General features: G+C 49.6%; 12 protein-coding genes. 10 read left to right on the top strand and 2 right to left on the bottom strand.

Annotated elements, in window-relative coordinates; translation table 11 throughout:
- Positions 1-172: 172 nt before the first annotated feature.
- Complete coding sequence (locus tag FYJ52_RS09655; protein ID WP_154577016.1) at positions 173-1,459, bottom strand: LCP family protein; 1,287 nt, start codon at positions 1,457-1,459, stop codon at positions 173-175.
- A gap of 322 nt (positions 1,460-1,781) precedes the next feature.
- Here FYJ52_RS09655 and hpf point away from each other — a divergent pair, with 322 nt between their 5' ends.
- From hpf to prfB, 4 genes are all read left to right on the top strand, one after another.
- Positions 1,782-2,327, top strand: coding sequence for a ribosome hibernation-promoting factor, HPF/YfiA family (gene hpf, locus FYJ52_RS09650; RefSeq protein WP_154577015.1), 546 nt, complete (start codon positions 1,782-1,784; stop codon positions 2,325-2,327).
- A 211-nt stretch (positions 2,328-2,538) separates the two neighbouring features.
- Positions 2,539-4,383, top strand: coding sequence for a DUF5317 family protein (locus FYJ52_RS09645; protein WP_154577014.1), 1,845 nt, complete (start codon positions 2,539-2,541; stop codon positions 4,381-4,383).
- A gap of 143 nt (positions 4,384-4,526) precedes the next feature.
- Positions 4,527-7,040 carry a preprotein translocase subunit SecA gene (secA, locus tag FYJ52_RS09640; RefSeq protein WP_154577013.1) on the top strand — a complete coding sequence of 838 codons (2,514 nt, stop codon included), beginning with the start codon at positions 4,527-4,529 and terminating at the stop codon, positions 7,038-7,040.
- Between the two features lie 34 nt (positions 7,041-7,074).
- Positions 7,075-8,178, top strand: a complete 1,104-nt coding sequence (gene prfB / locus FYJ52_RS09635) for a peptide chain release factor 2 (RefSeq protein WP_154577012.1) — start codon at positions 7,075-7,077, stop codon at positions 8,176-8,178.
- A gap of 70 nt (positions 8,179-8,248) precedes the next feature.
- On the opposite strand, the gene pyrE is transcribed toward prfB, so the two are convergent.
- Positions 8,249-8,917: an orotate phosphoribosyltransferase gene (gene pyrE, locus FYJ52_RS09630; RefSeq protein ID WP_154577011.1), complete on the bottom strand. Its 669-nt coding sequence runs from the start codon at positions 8,915-8,917 to the stop codon at positions 8,249-8,251.
- An 853-nt stretch (positions 8,918-9,770) separates the two neighbouring features.
- On the opposite strand from pyrE, the gene FYJ52_RS09625 reads away from it, so the two are divergent.
- From FYJ52_RS09625 to lgt, 6 genes are read left to right on the top strand one after another with little or no spacing between them, the layout of a single operon-like run.
- A complete protein-coding gene (locus tag FYJ52_RS09625) occupies positions 9,771-10,331 on the top strand; it encodes a CNNM metal transporter family protein (protein WP_154577010.1) in 561 nt (186 codons plus the stop codon).
- 2 nt (positions 10,332-10,333) lie between these two features.
- Positions 10,334-11,200 carry a TlyA family RNA methyltransferase gene (locus FYJ52_RS09620; RefSeq protein WP_154577009.1) on the top strand — a complete coding sequence of 289 codons (867 nt, stop codon included), beginning with the start codon at positions 10,334-10,336 and terminating at the stop codon, positions 11,198-11,200.
- The gene (locus tag FYJ52_RS09615; protein WP_154577008.1) at positions 11,197-12,081 is read left to right on the top strand and encodes an NAD(+)/NADH kinase; all 885 of its coding nucleotides are present in this window, start codon (positions 11,197-11,199) and stop codon (positions 12,079-12,081) included. Before FYJ52_RS09620 ends, FYJ52_RS09615 begins: the two co-directional genes overlap by 4 nt.
- 45 nt (positions 12,082-12,126) lie before the next feature.
- The gene (argR, locus tag FYJ52_RS09610; RefSeq protein ID WP_154577007.1) at positions 12,127-12,585 is read left to right on the top strand and encodes an arginine repressor; all 459 of its coding nucleotides are present in this window, start codon (positions 12,127-12,129) and stop codon (positions 12,583-12,585) included.
- Between the two features lie 27 nt (positions 12,586-12,612).
- Entirely contained in the window at positions 12,613-14,355 is a 1,743-nt protein-coding gene (gene recN / locus FYJ52_RS09605) for a DNA repair protein RecN (RefSeq protein ID WP_154577006.1), read from the top strand.
- Positions 14,352-15,116, top strand: a complete 765-nt coding sequence (gene lgt, locus FYJ52_RS09600; RefSeq protein WP_154577005.1) for a prolipoprotein diacylglyceryl transferase — start codon at positions 14,352-14,354, stop codon at positions 15,114-15,116. Before recN ends, lgt begins: the two co-directional genes overlap by 4 nt.
- Positions 15,117-15,288: the final 172 nt, after the last annotated feature.

Genomic DNA, 15,288 nt, shown 5'->3' with positions numbered 1-15,288 from the left:
CTTACTGAATGCATGGCCTGTTTCTATTATTGCTATTTTACCACGGTTGTATGGCAACAGGTGAAAAATGATTGCGATAATAAACAAAGCCTAGAGCGTTTGCCCTAGACTTTGTCTACAGTCTGAGGGACAGCCCATCGCCGGGCTGTCCCTTTTTTGTGTGTAGTGCTATTTATTCTGTTGCGGTCTCTGTTCCAGTTGAAGTAGATGTGGAAGTACTTTCACTTTCACTTGGCGATGTTGTCGACGGAGGTGTTGGCGTCGTTGCTCTTGTTCCATTGGCGCTCGATGATGTGCTTGGTGTCGTACTTCTGGTGCTGTAATTGCTTGAATACGAGCGGGTCGACCGTCGGGTTGTCGACGAAGATGAGCCGGACGAATAGGTCGAAGTCGATGACGAGCCGGAAGACGAATCGGCGCTTGTGGTGCCGGTCAGCGTGCCGACGCCGGTTCTTCGGACAATGCCATCGCTGATTTCGTTGACCGTATCAGACGGCGTGTACGCTTTTTTGGTGCCGTAGATCGACTGATGCATCAAGGTGACGTTGTCGACCAGCGTCTTTGGGGCAATCGAGGAGCCTTCGTAATTGACAAAAGCGTAATAATTGTCGTAGGGCACGTGCTGGTCGGTCATTTTTTTATTTTTCATCTGCATGTAGCCTCTGAGCAGTGTCGAAAGCTCGGTGGTGGACATGGACGTCCGGATGTTTGGATAAATCTTGGTGATCAGATTAGCCAATTTCAAGCTGTTGAGTTTTGTCATCTTCTTGAAAATTTGGTTAAAGACTTTCCGTTGTCTCTCTGTGCGGCCAAAGTCGTTGTCGCTGTAACGGTTGCGGCTGTAGGCCAGCGCCTGAATGCCGTTTAAGTGATTCTTTCCAGTGTGGGTCAGCGTTTTGGCGTGGGTATTATTGAGCCGATTGTAATCATTAATGTATTTATTCGTGTATTTGAGAATACTGTCGCTTTCGATATTGATGTTGACACCGCCCACAGCGTTGACAGAGTCGATCATACATTGGAAACTAATGGTCACGTAATCTGTCACGTTCAAATCGAAGTTTTCGTTGATCGTCTTGATGGCCAGTTCTGGTCCGCCGTAGCTGTAAGCCGCATTGATTTTCGTGTAAGATTCTTTTTTGATAGTGCTGTTCTTTGGTATGCGGGCAATGGTGTCGCGCTGAATAGAGGTCAGCACAGTTTTGCCAGTCTTAAAATTGACTGAGGCGATCATGATCGTGTCGGAACGGTTTCCCTCGACGTCGGGTCGGCCGTCGACCCCGAAGAGCGCGATATTGACGATATCGTGGTTTAAATATTTATTGACGCTGACGTCTTTATCATCGATGGAAGCGCCGGAGATACTGCTGCGAATATTGAATAGATAAACGGCGCCGCTTCCGACAACGAGCAGAAGTGCTGAAAGTACGACAGCTAGAATTTTTTTGCCAAGACTCATAAAAATCCTTTCCTGATTAAAACGTTTGTTAATCGTTGATGGTTTTGGAATAAAATATTTAATATTATATCATAGTTTTTTTCGAATTTTGGAAAGTTCTGAGAAATCGCGGCATTTTTACAAAAAATTTAGGTTTTATTAATAAAAAGTAAAAGCTTAAAAAGAAATAGGATAATGCGTGCAAAACTATCGTAAATATGCTATAATGAAAGCGTAATCAATGATAAGCTCAAGTTACAAATTGAACAAGAGCCTACCGATTGCGATTTTCAAAGGCGGCATCGTTTTTGAAAAACAACACGAAGGACTGGAGGACATAAAAATGAAATTTACGATCTATGGAAAGAACATGCATATTTCAGATGGATTAAAAGAAACACTTGAAAAGAAATTCCAGAAATTTGATCGTTATTTTGACAAGGAAACAGAAGTTTACGTGACCTTCAAAAAAGAAAAGAGCTACCAGGTCATTGAAGTGACCATCCCGCTTGGCAAGACGATCCTTCGGGCTGAAGAAAAAACCGACAGCACGATGGGGTCTATAGAAGCCGTCATCGACAAACTGGAAGGACAGCTGAGAAAATATAAGACAAAATTGAGAAAACGCTACGAAGCACAGGACAGCAAGCTTAAATTTGAAGCCTTTGACGACCTCGACGAAAAATCGGCAGATGTCATGGACGAACCGAAAATCGTCAGAACGAAAAAATTTGCGATTAAGCCCATGTCAGCGGAAGAAGCTGCCATGCAGATGGATCTCCTGGAACACGATTTCTTCGTTTTCCTGAACGCGGAAACCGATGATGTGAACGTTGTGTACCGCCGTAAAAATGGCGATTACGGTTTAATTGAACCGACCTTTGCATAACGCGTCAAAGATAAATAGACCGCTACTTTAGAAACACTACCCGCTAAATACTTTTAGCGGGTGTTTTATTGACAGGGGTAATTTTTTGTTTTAAAATTAGTTTAGTTTTTCTTTGCATTAATATAGAAGAAATTAATATAAAAATATGCGTCAGCCATCGGTTTCGTGTGAATGACATGATGGGGATATATAGAAATACAGGGTGGAATCAATGTTTGTCATATTAGCGATAGTTATCGGATTGATCATTGGAACCGCGAGAGGCGGTTCGATCGGACTTATGCGAAAACGAAAAATCAATCTATGGCCCGTTGGCTTGATTGGCATTTTGCTGCAAATTGTTCTCCACCTTTATTTTTATTTCGGGCAGGCGAGCGGCATCACGACCTTCATCAATTTTGCCAGCTACGTCTGTATTTTATTGATGCTCATTTTTAATTTTGACGATTTATGGGCCATCTTGTTTACCGTTGGCACCACAGCCAATTTTATTGTTGCCTTTATCAACGGTGGCAAAATGCCGGTCACGCCGGGGATCGTGAATGCACTGACCAACACAAACTTGTCGTCAGGCATTACCCGCGGGGTCAACGCGGTGTACACACCGCTCTCTAGAGCGACCACAGCCCTTTGGATGCTGGGAATCAATGTACAGGTGCCTTACGTTTCGCGCATCACCGCTTATTACGGCGGCGTCGGCGGATTTTCGATTGGAAGCGTTCTCGTCTTTGTCGGCCTTTTGGGCTGGGTGCAGTACGCGATGCAGGACAGCAAGGGGCAGGATCCGTTTTCTGAGGAGTTAAACGAAGGCGATGCGGATTACATCATTTCACCCGACGAAAACAGTATGATCCAAGAAATGGCCCAGAAAAAAGAAACCGGCTACGAAACGGGTCCCCTTGACTGGCTGAATCAGGATTCAGAGACCTTGTTTGGACAGGAAATCAAACAGCAGACTGGTGAAATTCAGAAAAAGCCAGCGAAACCGGAGAAAAAAACAGCTAGAGCGCCGAGAAAGCGCCGTGCTGCGCAGGAAAAACGGAGTCCTGCAGTGAGGGAAAACGTGCAGAAGCCAGAAGAACCGAAAAACAAACAAGCAGAAAAAACGACGGTTCTGCCCGATTTGTCGCCGGAATTGCTGGAGCGGATCAAGTCCCACAATTCGGGAACTGCGACAAGGGGTCCGGCATCGACCGTTTCGGACGACACGCGGGTCTTTACAACATTAAAAGATTTGGGGAAATACGACACGAAGCCCATTGACACGGGAGTTTCAATGTCTGCCCGAAGAGAAAGGGAAGAAGCAGAGGATTTTGCTGAATCTGGATTTTTCACACAATCTTTCTACACTGAGCGGGAGAAGGGAAAATTGGCTTTCGGCTCTCAGCCAAGTGATGACAGCGGGAAAAAACCGGCAAAACCGACAGAGACGTATCGCCGGGCAATAAATATTCAGGAGGATAGAAAGCAAATGGCGGATTACAAACCAACAGACGGTGACGCAGTCAAATCAGCAGCAACAGCTCAACAGCCGAAACCGGCGGCGCCAAAAAGAAACACGCAGGCAGCAGTGCAGACTTCAGATGCGCCGCGGTGGGAAATGCCTGAAAAGAAAAAGAAAACCAAAACGGAAGGGACTTCTAAAAAGATCAATCCGTACCGGAAATACAGTGACGAGGAAGCGGCTAGACGGGCTGACGCTTCCCGCGACAATGAAAAGCAAATGCTGAACATTTGGCACCAAGTCTCGGAAGATACGCGGGCTTTGCGCCAGCGCGGCCGCCGAAGTGCCAGCGAAGAGGTTCAGTCGGACAGCCCCTTCAGCCGCTCGGAAGCTGAACGCAAACGGCTCAAGCAGCAGCACAATCGCGCAGCAGTGCAGAAAAGCGAAAGTGAAATCGCTTCGGCACAGCAGTCGAAACCGGCCGGTGTTAAGAATCCAGTGGCGGCCGGCAATGTGACCAATGACGAAGATCGGGAACGCATAGGCTTTGAAAAAGTTGAAATTAATGTAGATAACCGGAAGGTCTCCTTTTGGAGAAAAAAGAAATCCTGAAAATCGGGAAAGATATACGCTTGAAACGGAAAGGCTGTGTACTCAGCCTTTTTTGTTTGAAAGCTTAATTTGCTTTTCAGGCAGACATGATATAAAAAAGCCGTTTTATCTACATGATTTATAAATAAGGGAGATTGAAATATATGGGATTTTTGCAGAATCTTTTTGATCCGAGTAAAAAAGAAGTTAAAAAATTAGCGAAGGTTGCGGATCAAATTGTTGCGCTGGAAGATACGTACAAAGCGTTGTCCGACGACGATTTAAAACACAAGACCGTCGAATTTAAAGAGCGCTTTGCCAATGGGGAAACCCTTGACGATTTGTTAGTCGAAGCCTTTGCGACGGTTCGGGAGGCGGCGGCCCGAACGGTCAATATGCGCCACTTCCCGGTGCAGCTCATCGGGGGCATGGTGCTTCATAATGGCGATATCGCAGAAATGCGTACAGGTGAAGGGAAAACTTTGGTCGCGACGCTGCCCGCTTATCTGAACGCGTTGAGCGGTGAAGGGGTTTATATTGTGACGGTCAACGACTATCTGGCGCGTCGAGACAGCGAATGGATGGGGAAAATTTATAAATACCTCGGCATGCGCGTCGGCTTAGTGGTACCGGATTTGTCCTACGAAGAAAAGCAGGACGCCTACCGCTGCGACATCATCTACGGAACGAATAACGAATTCGGATTTGATTACCTCCGTGACAACATGGTCACGTCTAAGGAAGAACAGGTGCAGCGGGGTCTGCACTACGCGATTATCGACGAAGTCGACTCCGTTTTGATCGACGAAGCCCGGACACCGCTTATTATTTCAGGAAGCGGCGACGAAAGCACAGAGCTCTACCGCACGGCAGATATTTTTGCCAAAAGCCTAAAGGGCGACGACTACGAAAAAGATGAAAAGGAAAAAGCCGTTACTCTGACCGAAAAGGGGACTGCGAAGGCTGAAAAATTCTTTGGCGTTAAGAATTTGGCCGATGTCGAAAATATGGAAATCATGCACAACATTAACCAGGCCCTGTACGCCAACACGCTGATGACCAAAGACGTCGATTATATTGTCAAGAATGACGAAATCATCATCATCGATGAATTTACAGGCCGTCAAATGCCGGGGCGCCGCTACTCCAACGGGCTGCACCAGGCGATTGAAGCCAAGGAACACGTAACGGTTAACCGCGAATCCAGAACCATGGCGACCATCACCTTCCAGAACTACTTCAGAATGTTTGACAAGCTGGCTGGGATGACCGGGACAGCGAAGACGGAAGAAGAAGAATTTAACACCATTTACAATTTAAATGTTGTGACCATTCCAACCAATAAACCCATGATCCGTGAAGATTTAAATGATTTGGTGTATCGGACCGAAAAGGCGAAGTTCAGAGCGGTGACCGAAGACGTGAAGCGGCGCCACGCTAAAGGCCAGCCGGTTTTGATCGGGACCATCTCCATTGAAAAATCGGAAATATTGAGTCAATACCTGCGCCGCGAAGGCATCAAACACAATGTGTTAAATGCCAAGCACCTCGAAAAGGAAGCGGAAATCATTTCCCAGGCTGGACAAAAGGGCGCCGTTACGATCTCGACCAACATGGCCGGCCGTGGGACAGATATTGTGCTCGGCGAGGGCGTCGCAGAACTCGGCGGGCTGCACATTATCGGGACGGAACGCCACGAATCCAGACGTATTGACAATCAGCTGCGCGGCCGTGCCGGCCGTCAGGGCGACCCGGGTTCGACGCAGTTCTTCTTATCCCTTGAAGACGACTTGATGCGCATTTTTGGTTCCGACCGCATTAAATCCGTGGTGGAAAACCTCGGGATGGATGACGAAACGCCTCTGGATGCCAAGATGCTGAACCGCAGTATCGAAAGCGCCCAGAAGAAAGTCGAAGCTCGCAACTTTGATATTCGTAAAAACGTCCTGCAGTACGACAACGTTATGAACCGGCAGCGTGAAATCATATACGCTCAGCGCCAAGAAGTGCTGGATGGTAAGAACATGCACGAACAGATCGACAAAATGACGAAGGACGTCATTAACGATTACGTCAACATGTACACCAACGCCGGGGATACGCTGGAAGACTGGGATATTAAAAAGCTCAAACGTTATTTCAGCGAATTTCTGCCGGTCGATCGCTTGACACTCGAAGACGGCGTCACGGTCCAAGATATCAAGGATCAGCTGTACGCCCTCTGCCGCGAAAATTATCAGGCAAAAGTCGCGCTGATCGGCGAAGACGAAATGGAAAATATGGAACGGGTTGTCCTGCTTCGCGCGGTTGACGCGGCGTGGATGGTGCATATCGACGACATGGAACAGCTCAAGGAAGGGATCGGCCTGCGCGCCTATGGCCAGAATGATCCGGTTGTGGCGTACACGGACGAAGGATTCAAGATGTTCGAGGACATGAACGCTGAAATCCAGGAAGAAACCGTCAAATACATTTACAACGCGAAGATCAAATTGGTGCCGCCGAAACAGCGGCAGAATCGGGCGCAGATGCACACCAATGAAGCTCAGATCACAGGGCAGGGCAGCGATGAACCGGTTCAGAAGACGATCCATAAGAAGAAAATCGGCCGCAACGATCCATGCCCGTGTGGCAGCGGCAAGAAATACAAAAATTGCCACGGCCGCTACGCCGATTGATGCGGATTAAAGGAATTGAGAAAGGAACAGAATATTGATAGATTTGTACGAAGCGCGACAAAATGTAAACGGGATGTCTAGCGAAATGGCAGATTTGGGCAAGTCCCTGAATCTGCCGGAGCTGGCAGCCAGACTTGAGGAATTGGAGAAACAGACGACGGCTCCCGATTTCTGGAACGATCAGAAAACAGCGCAGAAGGTTCTGAAAGAAGAAACATTGCTGCGCAGCAAACAGAAGCGCTATAATGACGTGAAAGGTGATCTTGAAGACGTCGAAGTCATGCTGGAATTGGCCGAAGAAGGGGAAAGCGATGATGAACTCGAATCGATGTTAACCGCCTTCCGCAAAGAATTTGACGCTTACAAGGTGGAGATGCTGCTCTCTGGCGAATACGACAGCAACAACGCCATCATTTCACTGCATCCGGGAGCTGGCGGCACCGAATCCCACGATTGGGCGTCGATGCTTTTTAGAATGTACGTGCGCTGGGCGGAAAACAAGGGCTTCAAAGTCAAACAGCTGGATTATCAGCCCGGGGATATTGCCGGGATCAAGAGCGCGACCTTGTTGATCGAAGGGATCAACGCCTACGGGTATTTAAAAACCGAACGAGGCGTGCATCGTTTGGTGCGCATTTCGCCCTTTGACTCCTCCGGGCGCCGGCACACTTCTTTTGCATCACTGGATGTGACGCCGCAGGTCGATGACTCCATCGACATTGAAATCAATCCGGATGATATCCGGGTGGATACTTACCGTTCCAGCGGAGCCGGCGGTCAGCACGTCAACAAGACATCGTCAGCCATCCGAATCACCCATATTCCGACGGGTGTCGTGGTGCAGTGCCAGAACGAACGCAGCCAGCACCAGAACAAAGAAGTGGCGATGAACATGCTGAAGTCAAAGCTTTTGGAAATCATGGAACAGGAAAAGAAAGAAAAGCTGGAAGACGTTGTCGGCGATTACTCCCAAATCGCCTGGGGCTCACAGATCCGTTCCTACGTGTTCCATCCGTACACGATGGTCAAAGACCACCGGACCGGTGTCGAAGTCGGGAATATCCAGAGCGTCATGGACGGCGACCTCGACCAATTTATGAACGCTGAGCTTCGGCGCGAAGCGGAAGAAAACGCGTAAGTCGATTCAATAGCAATAAAAAACGCGAAAGGCTGAAAAGTCTTTCGCATTTTTTTATGAGATGAAAAATTTAGGCACCGTAATCTTTTAAATGCTGTTCGATTTTGGCCTTCATCGCGTCGTCAATGACGATTTTGCCATCGACGGGATGATTGTAGAGATGGCTTAAAATATCTTCGATTGTGACCATCGGATGGGTTTCGATGCCGAGGGTGTCGCTGATTTCCTGAACCGCCGTTTTGTCGCCGTCGCCCTTTTCCATTCGATCGACGGAAATAATCAAGCTTTTGACCGTGACGTTTTCAGCCAGAGATTTGAGCAGCGGAACCGATTCTTTGACTGAGGTGCCCGCGGTGATGACGTCTTCGACGATCATCGCAGTATCGCCGGCCTGAGGACGGTAGCCGATGATCGAACCGCCTTCGCCGTGATCCTTTGCTTCTTTTCGGTTGAAGCAGTAGGGCATGTCGATCTGATGATCCCGGTAGAGGGATGCGGACGCGCTGATAACCAGCGGAATACCCTTGTAGGCCGGACCGTACAGGAAGTCGATGCCGTCTAAATGTTCTGAAATTTCATCCGCGTAATATTGCCCGAGCTTGGCAATTTGTTCAGATGTGCGGTAATTGCCGGTGTTGATAAAATACGGGGTCGGACGGCCGCTTTTGGTGATGAAATCACCGAAGGTCAGAACGCCGGAACGCACCATAAAATCGATAAAGTCGTTTTGATAACGCATGATAGCCTCCGTTTTTTCTTAAATTATAGCTTAAAGGGACCTTGGTGCGCAAGGGCAGCGCTTGACGAACCGAGAAGATGTGCATATAATAATTTGGATTAAAGGAAGTAGTATCCTAGTCGGCACTTCTGGCCTCGAGGGCGGGCCTAAAAATCCGTCGAAGGGCATATCGATGAAGTCTCTTGGCAGGGCCTTTGACGCCCAGTTGGGGGTTTTGCCAGGAGGTTAAGAAGGAGGGGGCATCCTGCAACGGCATGCAGATCATGACCCTGCCTTCGTGGAGACTTCTGCGCTACTGGAAGGGTGTAACAATACGGCGGTGTTCATCGCAGCAAGCGCTTCTGAGTAAGCAGAGGGAAAACCTGGGAACAAGTCAGGGCCTGTTGTGGCCTGGAAAGATTTTGAACCAGCGTAGCCTGCCTTGAGTGGTTTGGGTAGATGGTCTGACAGTTGCCATGTTGTCAGGGCCCGGCAAGTGGCAATATTGCGATCGAAACCCTTATTGCAAAAGAGGCTAAAGGTCAGGAGGACCGCCGCGGAAAACGCCTAGGCTATTTGAAAAAGGTCTGTCAGGGATTAAAGTGCACGCTTAGTGGCAATCCAGTCCCAACTTTTAAGCTGGAGAATCGGATAATGAGAAATCGCTCATCCGGCGACGGATAGTCTCGATTCTGGGAAATCCTACTGGACTTATGTTGCAAAGTTTACTTGTCAGATTTTCCTTTAATCATTTTTTTGGATTATGCGTCGTCATAGTCCTTTTTTATTGTTTGCGTTTAGGCTATAATAAAAATATCATTTAAATGAAACTTTATGCAGTTTCAGGATGAAATCAGAAAGGAAGTTTAAGGGATTGGCAAAGACCAAAAAGGCGAAGAATGACCGAAAGAAGTGGCTCGCGCTCGTAGCGATCGGCACCTTTCTATCGACCTTTGTCATTGATTATATTTCCGACACAGTGCTGTCCAATGCGAATTTGATCGTATCGATTGTGATTTTGTTTTTGATTGTCGCCGTCGGTATTTTTATGGATATGATCGGCATCGCCGTCACCGCAGTGAAAATAGAGCCTTTCAACGCGATGGCCTCTCGGAAGATCAAAGGGGCGAAAATGGCGGTGAAGATCGTCAAAAATGCGTCAAAAGTGTCGTCGGTGTGCTGTGACGTCATAGGCGACATCTGCGGGATTATTTCAGGGAGCGTCGCCGTTTCCATTACAGGACAGCTGACACAGTTTTATAAGCTGTCGAGCTCAATGCTGCTCGGCCTTATGATTTCTGCGTCTGTCGCGTGTATCACAGTCGGCGGAAAGGCAATTTTCAAAGATGTCGGTATGAAGCAGGGCGTGCGCATTGTGTCGGGACTGTCCCGCTTCATGGCGAACGTTCAGGGATTTTTCAATAAACACGAATAAAAATGGCAAAACAAAAAGAACGATTAGATAAAAAATTAGTAGAACTGGGATTATTCGACAGCCGGGAAAAGGCGAAGAAATCCATTATGGCCGGCCTTGTCGAAATTGATGGAACCGTCCACACGAAGGCCGGGGATCAAGTTCCGGCGGAACTTTCAAAGGAACAGGTAACCCTTAAAGGGGAAGGCCTGCCCTACGTGAGCCGGGGCGGCTTTAAGCTTGAAAAGGGGCTGAAAGTCTTTGAATTCCCGGTTAAAGATCGATGGTTTCTCGACATCGGCGCGTCGACTGGCGGCTTTACCGACGTGCTGCTTCAGAATGGTGCTGGCCACGTGACGTCAATCGATGTGGGGTATGGCCAGTTTGACTGGAAACTGAGAAATGACGAGCGGGTCACATGTATGGAGCGGACGAATTTCAGAAAAACCACCCCGGAAGACATTGGTGGACTCGCCGACGGGTCGGTCATGGACGTGAGCTTTATCTCGATTTTGAAGCTGATGCCGGCGATTCATCGCTGTGTCAAGGACGGCGCTCTGGGTATATGGCTCATCAAACCCCAGTTTGAAGCCGGCAAGGAAAATGTCGGGAAGAACGGCGTCGTCCGGGATCCCGAAATTCATAAGAAGGTGTTGATTGCGACCACAACGGGTATCGAAGCCAATGGCTTCTCAGTTTTGGGCTTGTCATTTTCACCGATTCGGGGACCGAAGGGCAATATTGAATTTTTATGCTTTTCGAGAAAGGAAGGCGCCGGCGCAGCAATAGACCATCAAGACGCCATTTCGGGCGTAGACAGGATCGCGGCGCTGGTTGACAGCGCACACGAACATTTCAGACATCACGGACAGGAAAACGCAACATCATGACACCAAATCAAAACACACCCAAACCCATACGGACAGTTGGCATTTTTATCAACACGGATAAACAGAATGCCTACGAAACGGCTTTTCGCTGTGTAAAATACCTTGTACACCAGGGGATCACGCCGATGATGCTTCACAATCAATACGCAGAAATCGGCGGCATCGCCGGCGTCAAGGCCTGTTTTAAGGATCAGTTTTACAGCTCGCCGGATTGTATCGTTGTCCTGGGGGGCGACGGCACCCTGCTCGGCATCGCGAGACAGGCCAGTGCATACGAGACGCCGATCTGCGGCATCAATTTGGGAAAACTCGGCTTTCTGACCAACGGCGACGCGTCTTCTTACGAAGAGATTCTGCAAATGCTCATCGACGGGGATTATACCCTTGATCAGCGCTCGATGATCGTCAGCACGGTGAAAAAGCTCAACGGCGAGTACGAATCTCAAGTGGCCCTCAATGATTTGGTGGTCAAGGCCATCGGCATCCGCATGATTAATCTAACCATCGAGGTCGACGGCGCACTTTTGGACGAATACAGCGGCGATGGCGTCATTCTCGCGACACCGACGGGGTCGACGGCCTATTCGCTGGCGGCAGGCGGCCCGGTTGTGGATCCGCGGGCGGACGTGCTGCTGCTCAACCCCATCTGCCCCCACCGGCTGCACGACAAGGCGTACGTTCTTCCGGGGACGGCGGCGGTCGACATCAGCCTGCCGGGCAGTGTCGGCGAGGTGATCGTCTCAGCGGACGGGCAGGTGCAGATGCCGCTGAGCTACGGCGAACACCTGCATATCGAGAAAGCACCGTATATGACCAATCTCATTTTATTTCAAAACCGCAATTTTTACGAACAGCTGCGGAAAAAATTCGCAGATCATTAAACGCTGCTTATAAAGAATGGAAAAGGCAAAGAAAGGAAGGCATTCATGAAAGGGACGCGGCAATCCGAAATTCTGCACATCATCGAAACCCACAAAATAGAAACGCAGGAGGAGCTTGCCCGCTATCTGGAGCAAGAGGGTTATCGAGTGACCCAGGCGACGGTTTCCAGGGATATCAAGGAGCTGGGACTCATTAAAGTGGCCGATAAAACCGGCGGGCAGCGTTACGCTGTCATGCAGGACGTGAAGGGCATTTACGACGAACGGGTCAAAACCGTGTTTAGACAGTCTGTCATGCGTGTGGATATCGCGGGGTTTATCATCGTGCTGCACACCTTGCCGGGCATGGCGCAGGCGGCGGCCATCGCCGTTGATAATTTGAACTGGCCGGAAATTGTCGGCACCATTGCGGGCGACGACACGATTTTTGTCGCCCTCCGAGACGAAAAAGACAAGGGTGTCATCGCTGAACAATTTCGCAAGCTGATGAAGGGCCTGTTGTAATGGTTCAGGAAAAATGGAGAAAACAGTATGCTGAAGCGGATCTCGATTGCCAATTACGCGCTGATTGACAAGCTCGAGGTGGATTTTAACGATCACCTCAACGTCATCACCGGGGAAACCGGCGCCGGAAAATCCATTGTAATTGACGCACTCACACTGATCCTCGGGCAGCGCGGGAATCGGAAAAACATTCGAACCGGTGCCGCTAAGCTTTCGGTCCAGGGGGTCTTCGAAATTGACCCGGCGGGATCGGTGGCTAAAAAGCTCTCGGATATGGCAATCCCCGTCGAGGACGGGACTTTAATTCTCAATCGATCGCTGACGCAGAACGGCCGAAACACCTGCCGCATTAACGGCTTCGCGGTGACAGTTGCTCAGCTGAAAGCCATCGGCCAGGATCTGGTCGACATTCACTCTCAGCACGAAAACAATTCTTTGTTTCAGCCCGCAGCCCAGAGACGCCTGCTCGACGCCTGGGGCGGCGACGAGACAGACGAATTGCTCAGACAGACCCGGAAACAGGCTGAACGGCTCAAAGAGCTGAGCCGCCAGATCAAGACGCAGGCTCAGGATGACAGAGAACTTGCCCGACAGAAGCAGGTGCTGGCCTTCGAAATCAAGGATATCGAAGCGGCACAGCTGCGTGCTGGAGAAGATGAGCGGTTGGAAAAGGAACAGCGGATTCTCGAGAACAGCGAAATGCTTTTTTCACAGGTTAAAACAGGGCGACAGCTTTTAAACGGCGCCGACGACGATTCAGAAGGCATGCTCGCGCAGCTCAGCAAAGTGCAGCGGATTGTCGATCGATTAAGTCAATTTGACGGCGTGTTCAAGGCTTATCAGGCAGCGCTGGAGACGGCCTCGGCGGAACTTTCGGAGCTTGCGATCGAGCTTGCCAGTTATCAAGAGGATTTAAATTTCGAGCCGGGCCGTCTTGACGAAGTGGAAAAGCGGCTGTCGCTGATCGACAGTCTGAAACGCAAGTACGGCGACACCGTCGAGGAAATCATCGCGTATGGGACACATTTAAACGAGCAGTACGATAATCTTGCCCATCATGACGACAGACTCAACGCAATGAAAAAGGAATACGCTGAGCTCTGGAAAGCCTATCGACAAACGGCCAGAACGCTTCACGAAAAACGGGTGCAGGCGGTTCAATCGCTGGAGGCCGCGATTGAAGGGCAGCTGGCAGATTTGGCCATGCCCCGAGCGCGCTTTGTCATTTCAGTGGAAGAGGATGAACAAATCATCGCGCCTTGGGGCAACGATCAAGTGAGCTTTAAAATTTCGGTGAATCCCGGCACGCCGATCCGTCCGCTGAAAGAGGTGGCCAGCGGTGGTGAAATCTCGCGGATTATGCTGGCGATTAAATGTATTTTCGGCCGATACGACCGCGTCGAAACGATGATATTCGACGAAATCGATACGGGAATCAGCGGGCGCACCGCCCAAGTCGTCGCGGAAAAAATTCTGCAGCTTTCCCGCGAACGCCAGGTTATCACGATCACCCATCTGCCGCAGATTACCGCGATGGCAGATGCCCATTTCCGCGTCGTTAAAGAGGGTGACGACAGCACCACACAAGTCAGTTTTGACCGCCTCGATGAAGCGGAAAGCCGAGACGAGCTCGCGCGGATGCTTTCCGGCGCGAAGGTGACGGATCTGTCTGAAACCCACGCGACAGAAATGCTAGCCATGGCGGCCCAGCAGAAGGCCGCTTTTAGAACAGACGCCCATCCGGACAAAAAAGAGGAAGTGAAGGTATGAGAGCACCAAATCCAATCGCCCTTCAAATCGGGTCGCTGACCGTCAGATGGTACGGCGTTTTGATCGCTTCAGCGCTGGTGATCGGTCTGCTGATCGCCGCGAAGCGCGCGGATCACGCCGGCATCGCGCGGGACGATATTTACGATTTCTTTATTGTCATGGTGCCGTCGATCATCGTCGGCGCGAGACTCTGGTACGTAATTTTTCAATGGGATTACTACAGCCGCTTCCCCGGTGATATCATTAAAATTTGGAACGGCGGGCTCGCGATTCACGGCGGCATCATCGCCGGATTGATCGCCGGCGCGCTATTTTGTAAGGCGCGAAAGCTATCTTTTCTGAAGCTGGCTGACGTGTTGATTCCGGCCCTTCCCCTCGGGCAGGCCATCGGCCGATGGGGCAATTTCTTCAATCAGGAAGCGTACGGCCGACAGACGGATCTTCCCTGGGCCATCACGGTTCACGATCCGAGACTCGGTTGGATTCACGTGCATCCCACTTTTTTATACGAATCCGTTTGGGATTTGTGTGTATTTTTGATTTTACTTTTTGTGGTTGAGCGAAAGATCAAGAAATCAGACGGCGAACTGTTGTTCAGTTATTTTATTTTGTATTCGATCGGCCGATTCTTTATCGAAGGCCTTCGGACCGACAGCTTGATGTTTTTTGGACTGCGCACAGCCCAGCTCGTGAGCCTTGCGCTGATAGCAGCCGGGATTGTTGGACTGCTGTGGCTGAAAAAACGGCGGACGGTCGACTGACCGACATATATCCGTTGGGATTCCACCTCTCTGAGAAATCAGAGGGGTTTTTAGTACCATATAAGTGTAGCAAGACAGAGAAGAAATTCTCATCCTGCTGCACTTATTTTTATATAATAGGGGAAGCAGCTGGCCTGACGTGCGGGTTTTTGGGTCATTGCATCCGACATAA

It is taken from the genome of Pseudoramibacter porci (genome assembly GCF_009696145.1).
GTDB lineage: Bacteria > Bacillota > Clostridia > Eubacteriales > Eubacteriaceae > Pseudoramibacter > Pseudoramibacter porci.
The sequence above is the reverse complement of the archived record's forward strand: the minus strand, read 5'-3'. Positions and strand labels throughout refer to the sequence as shown.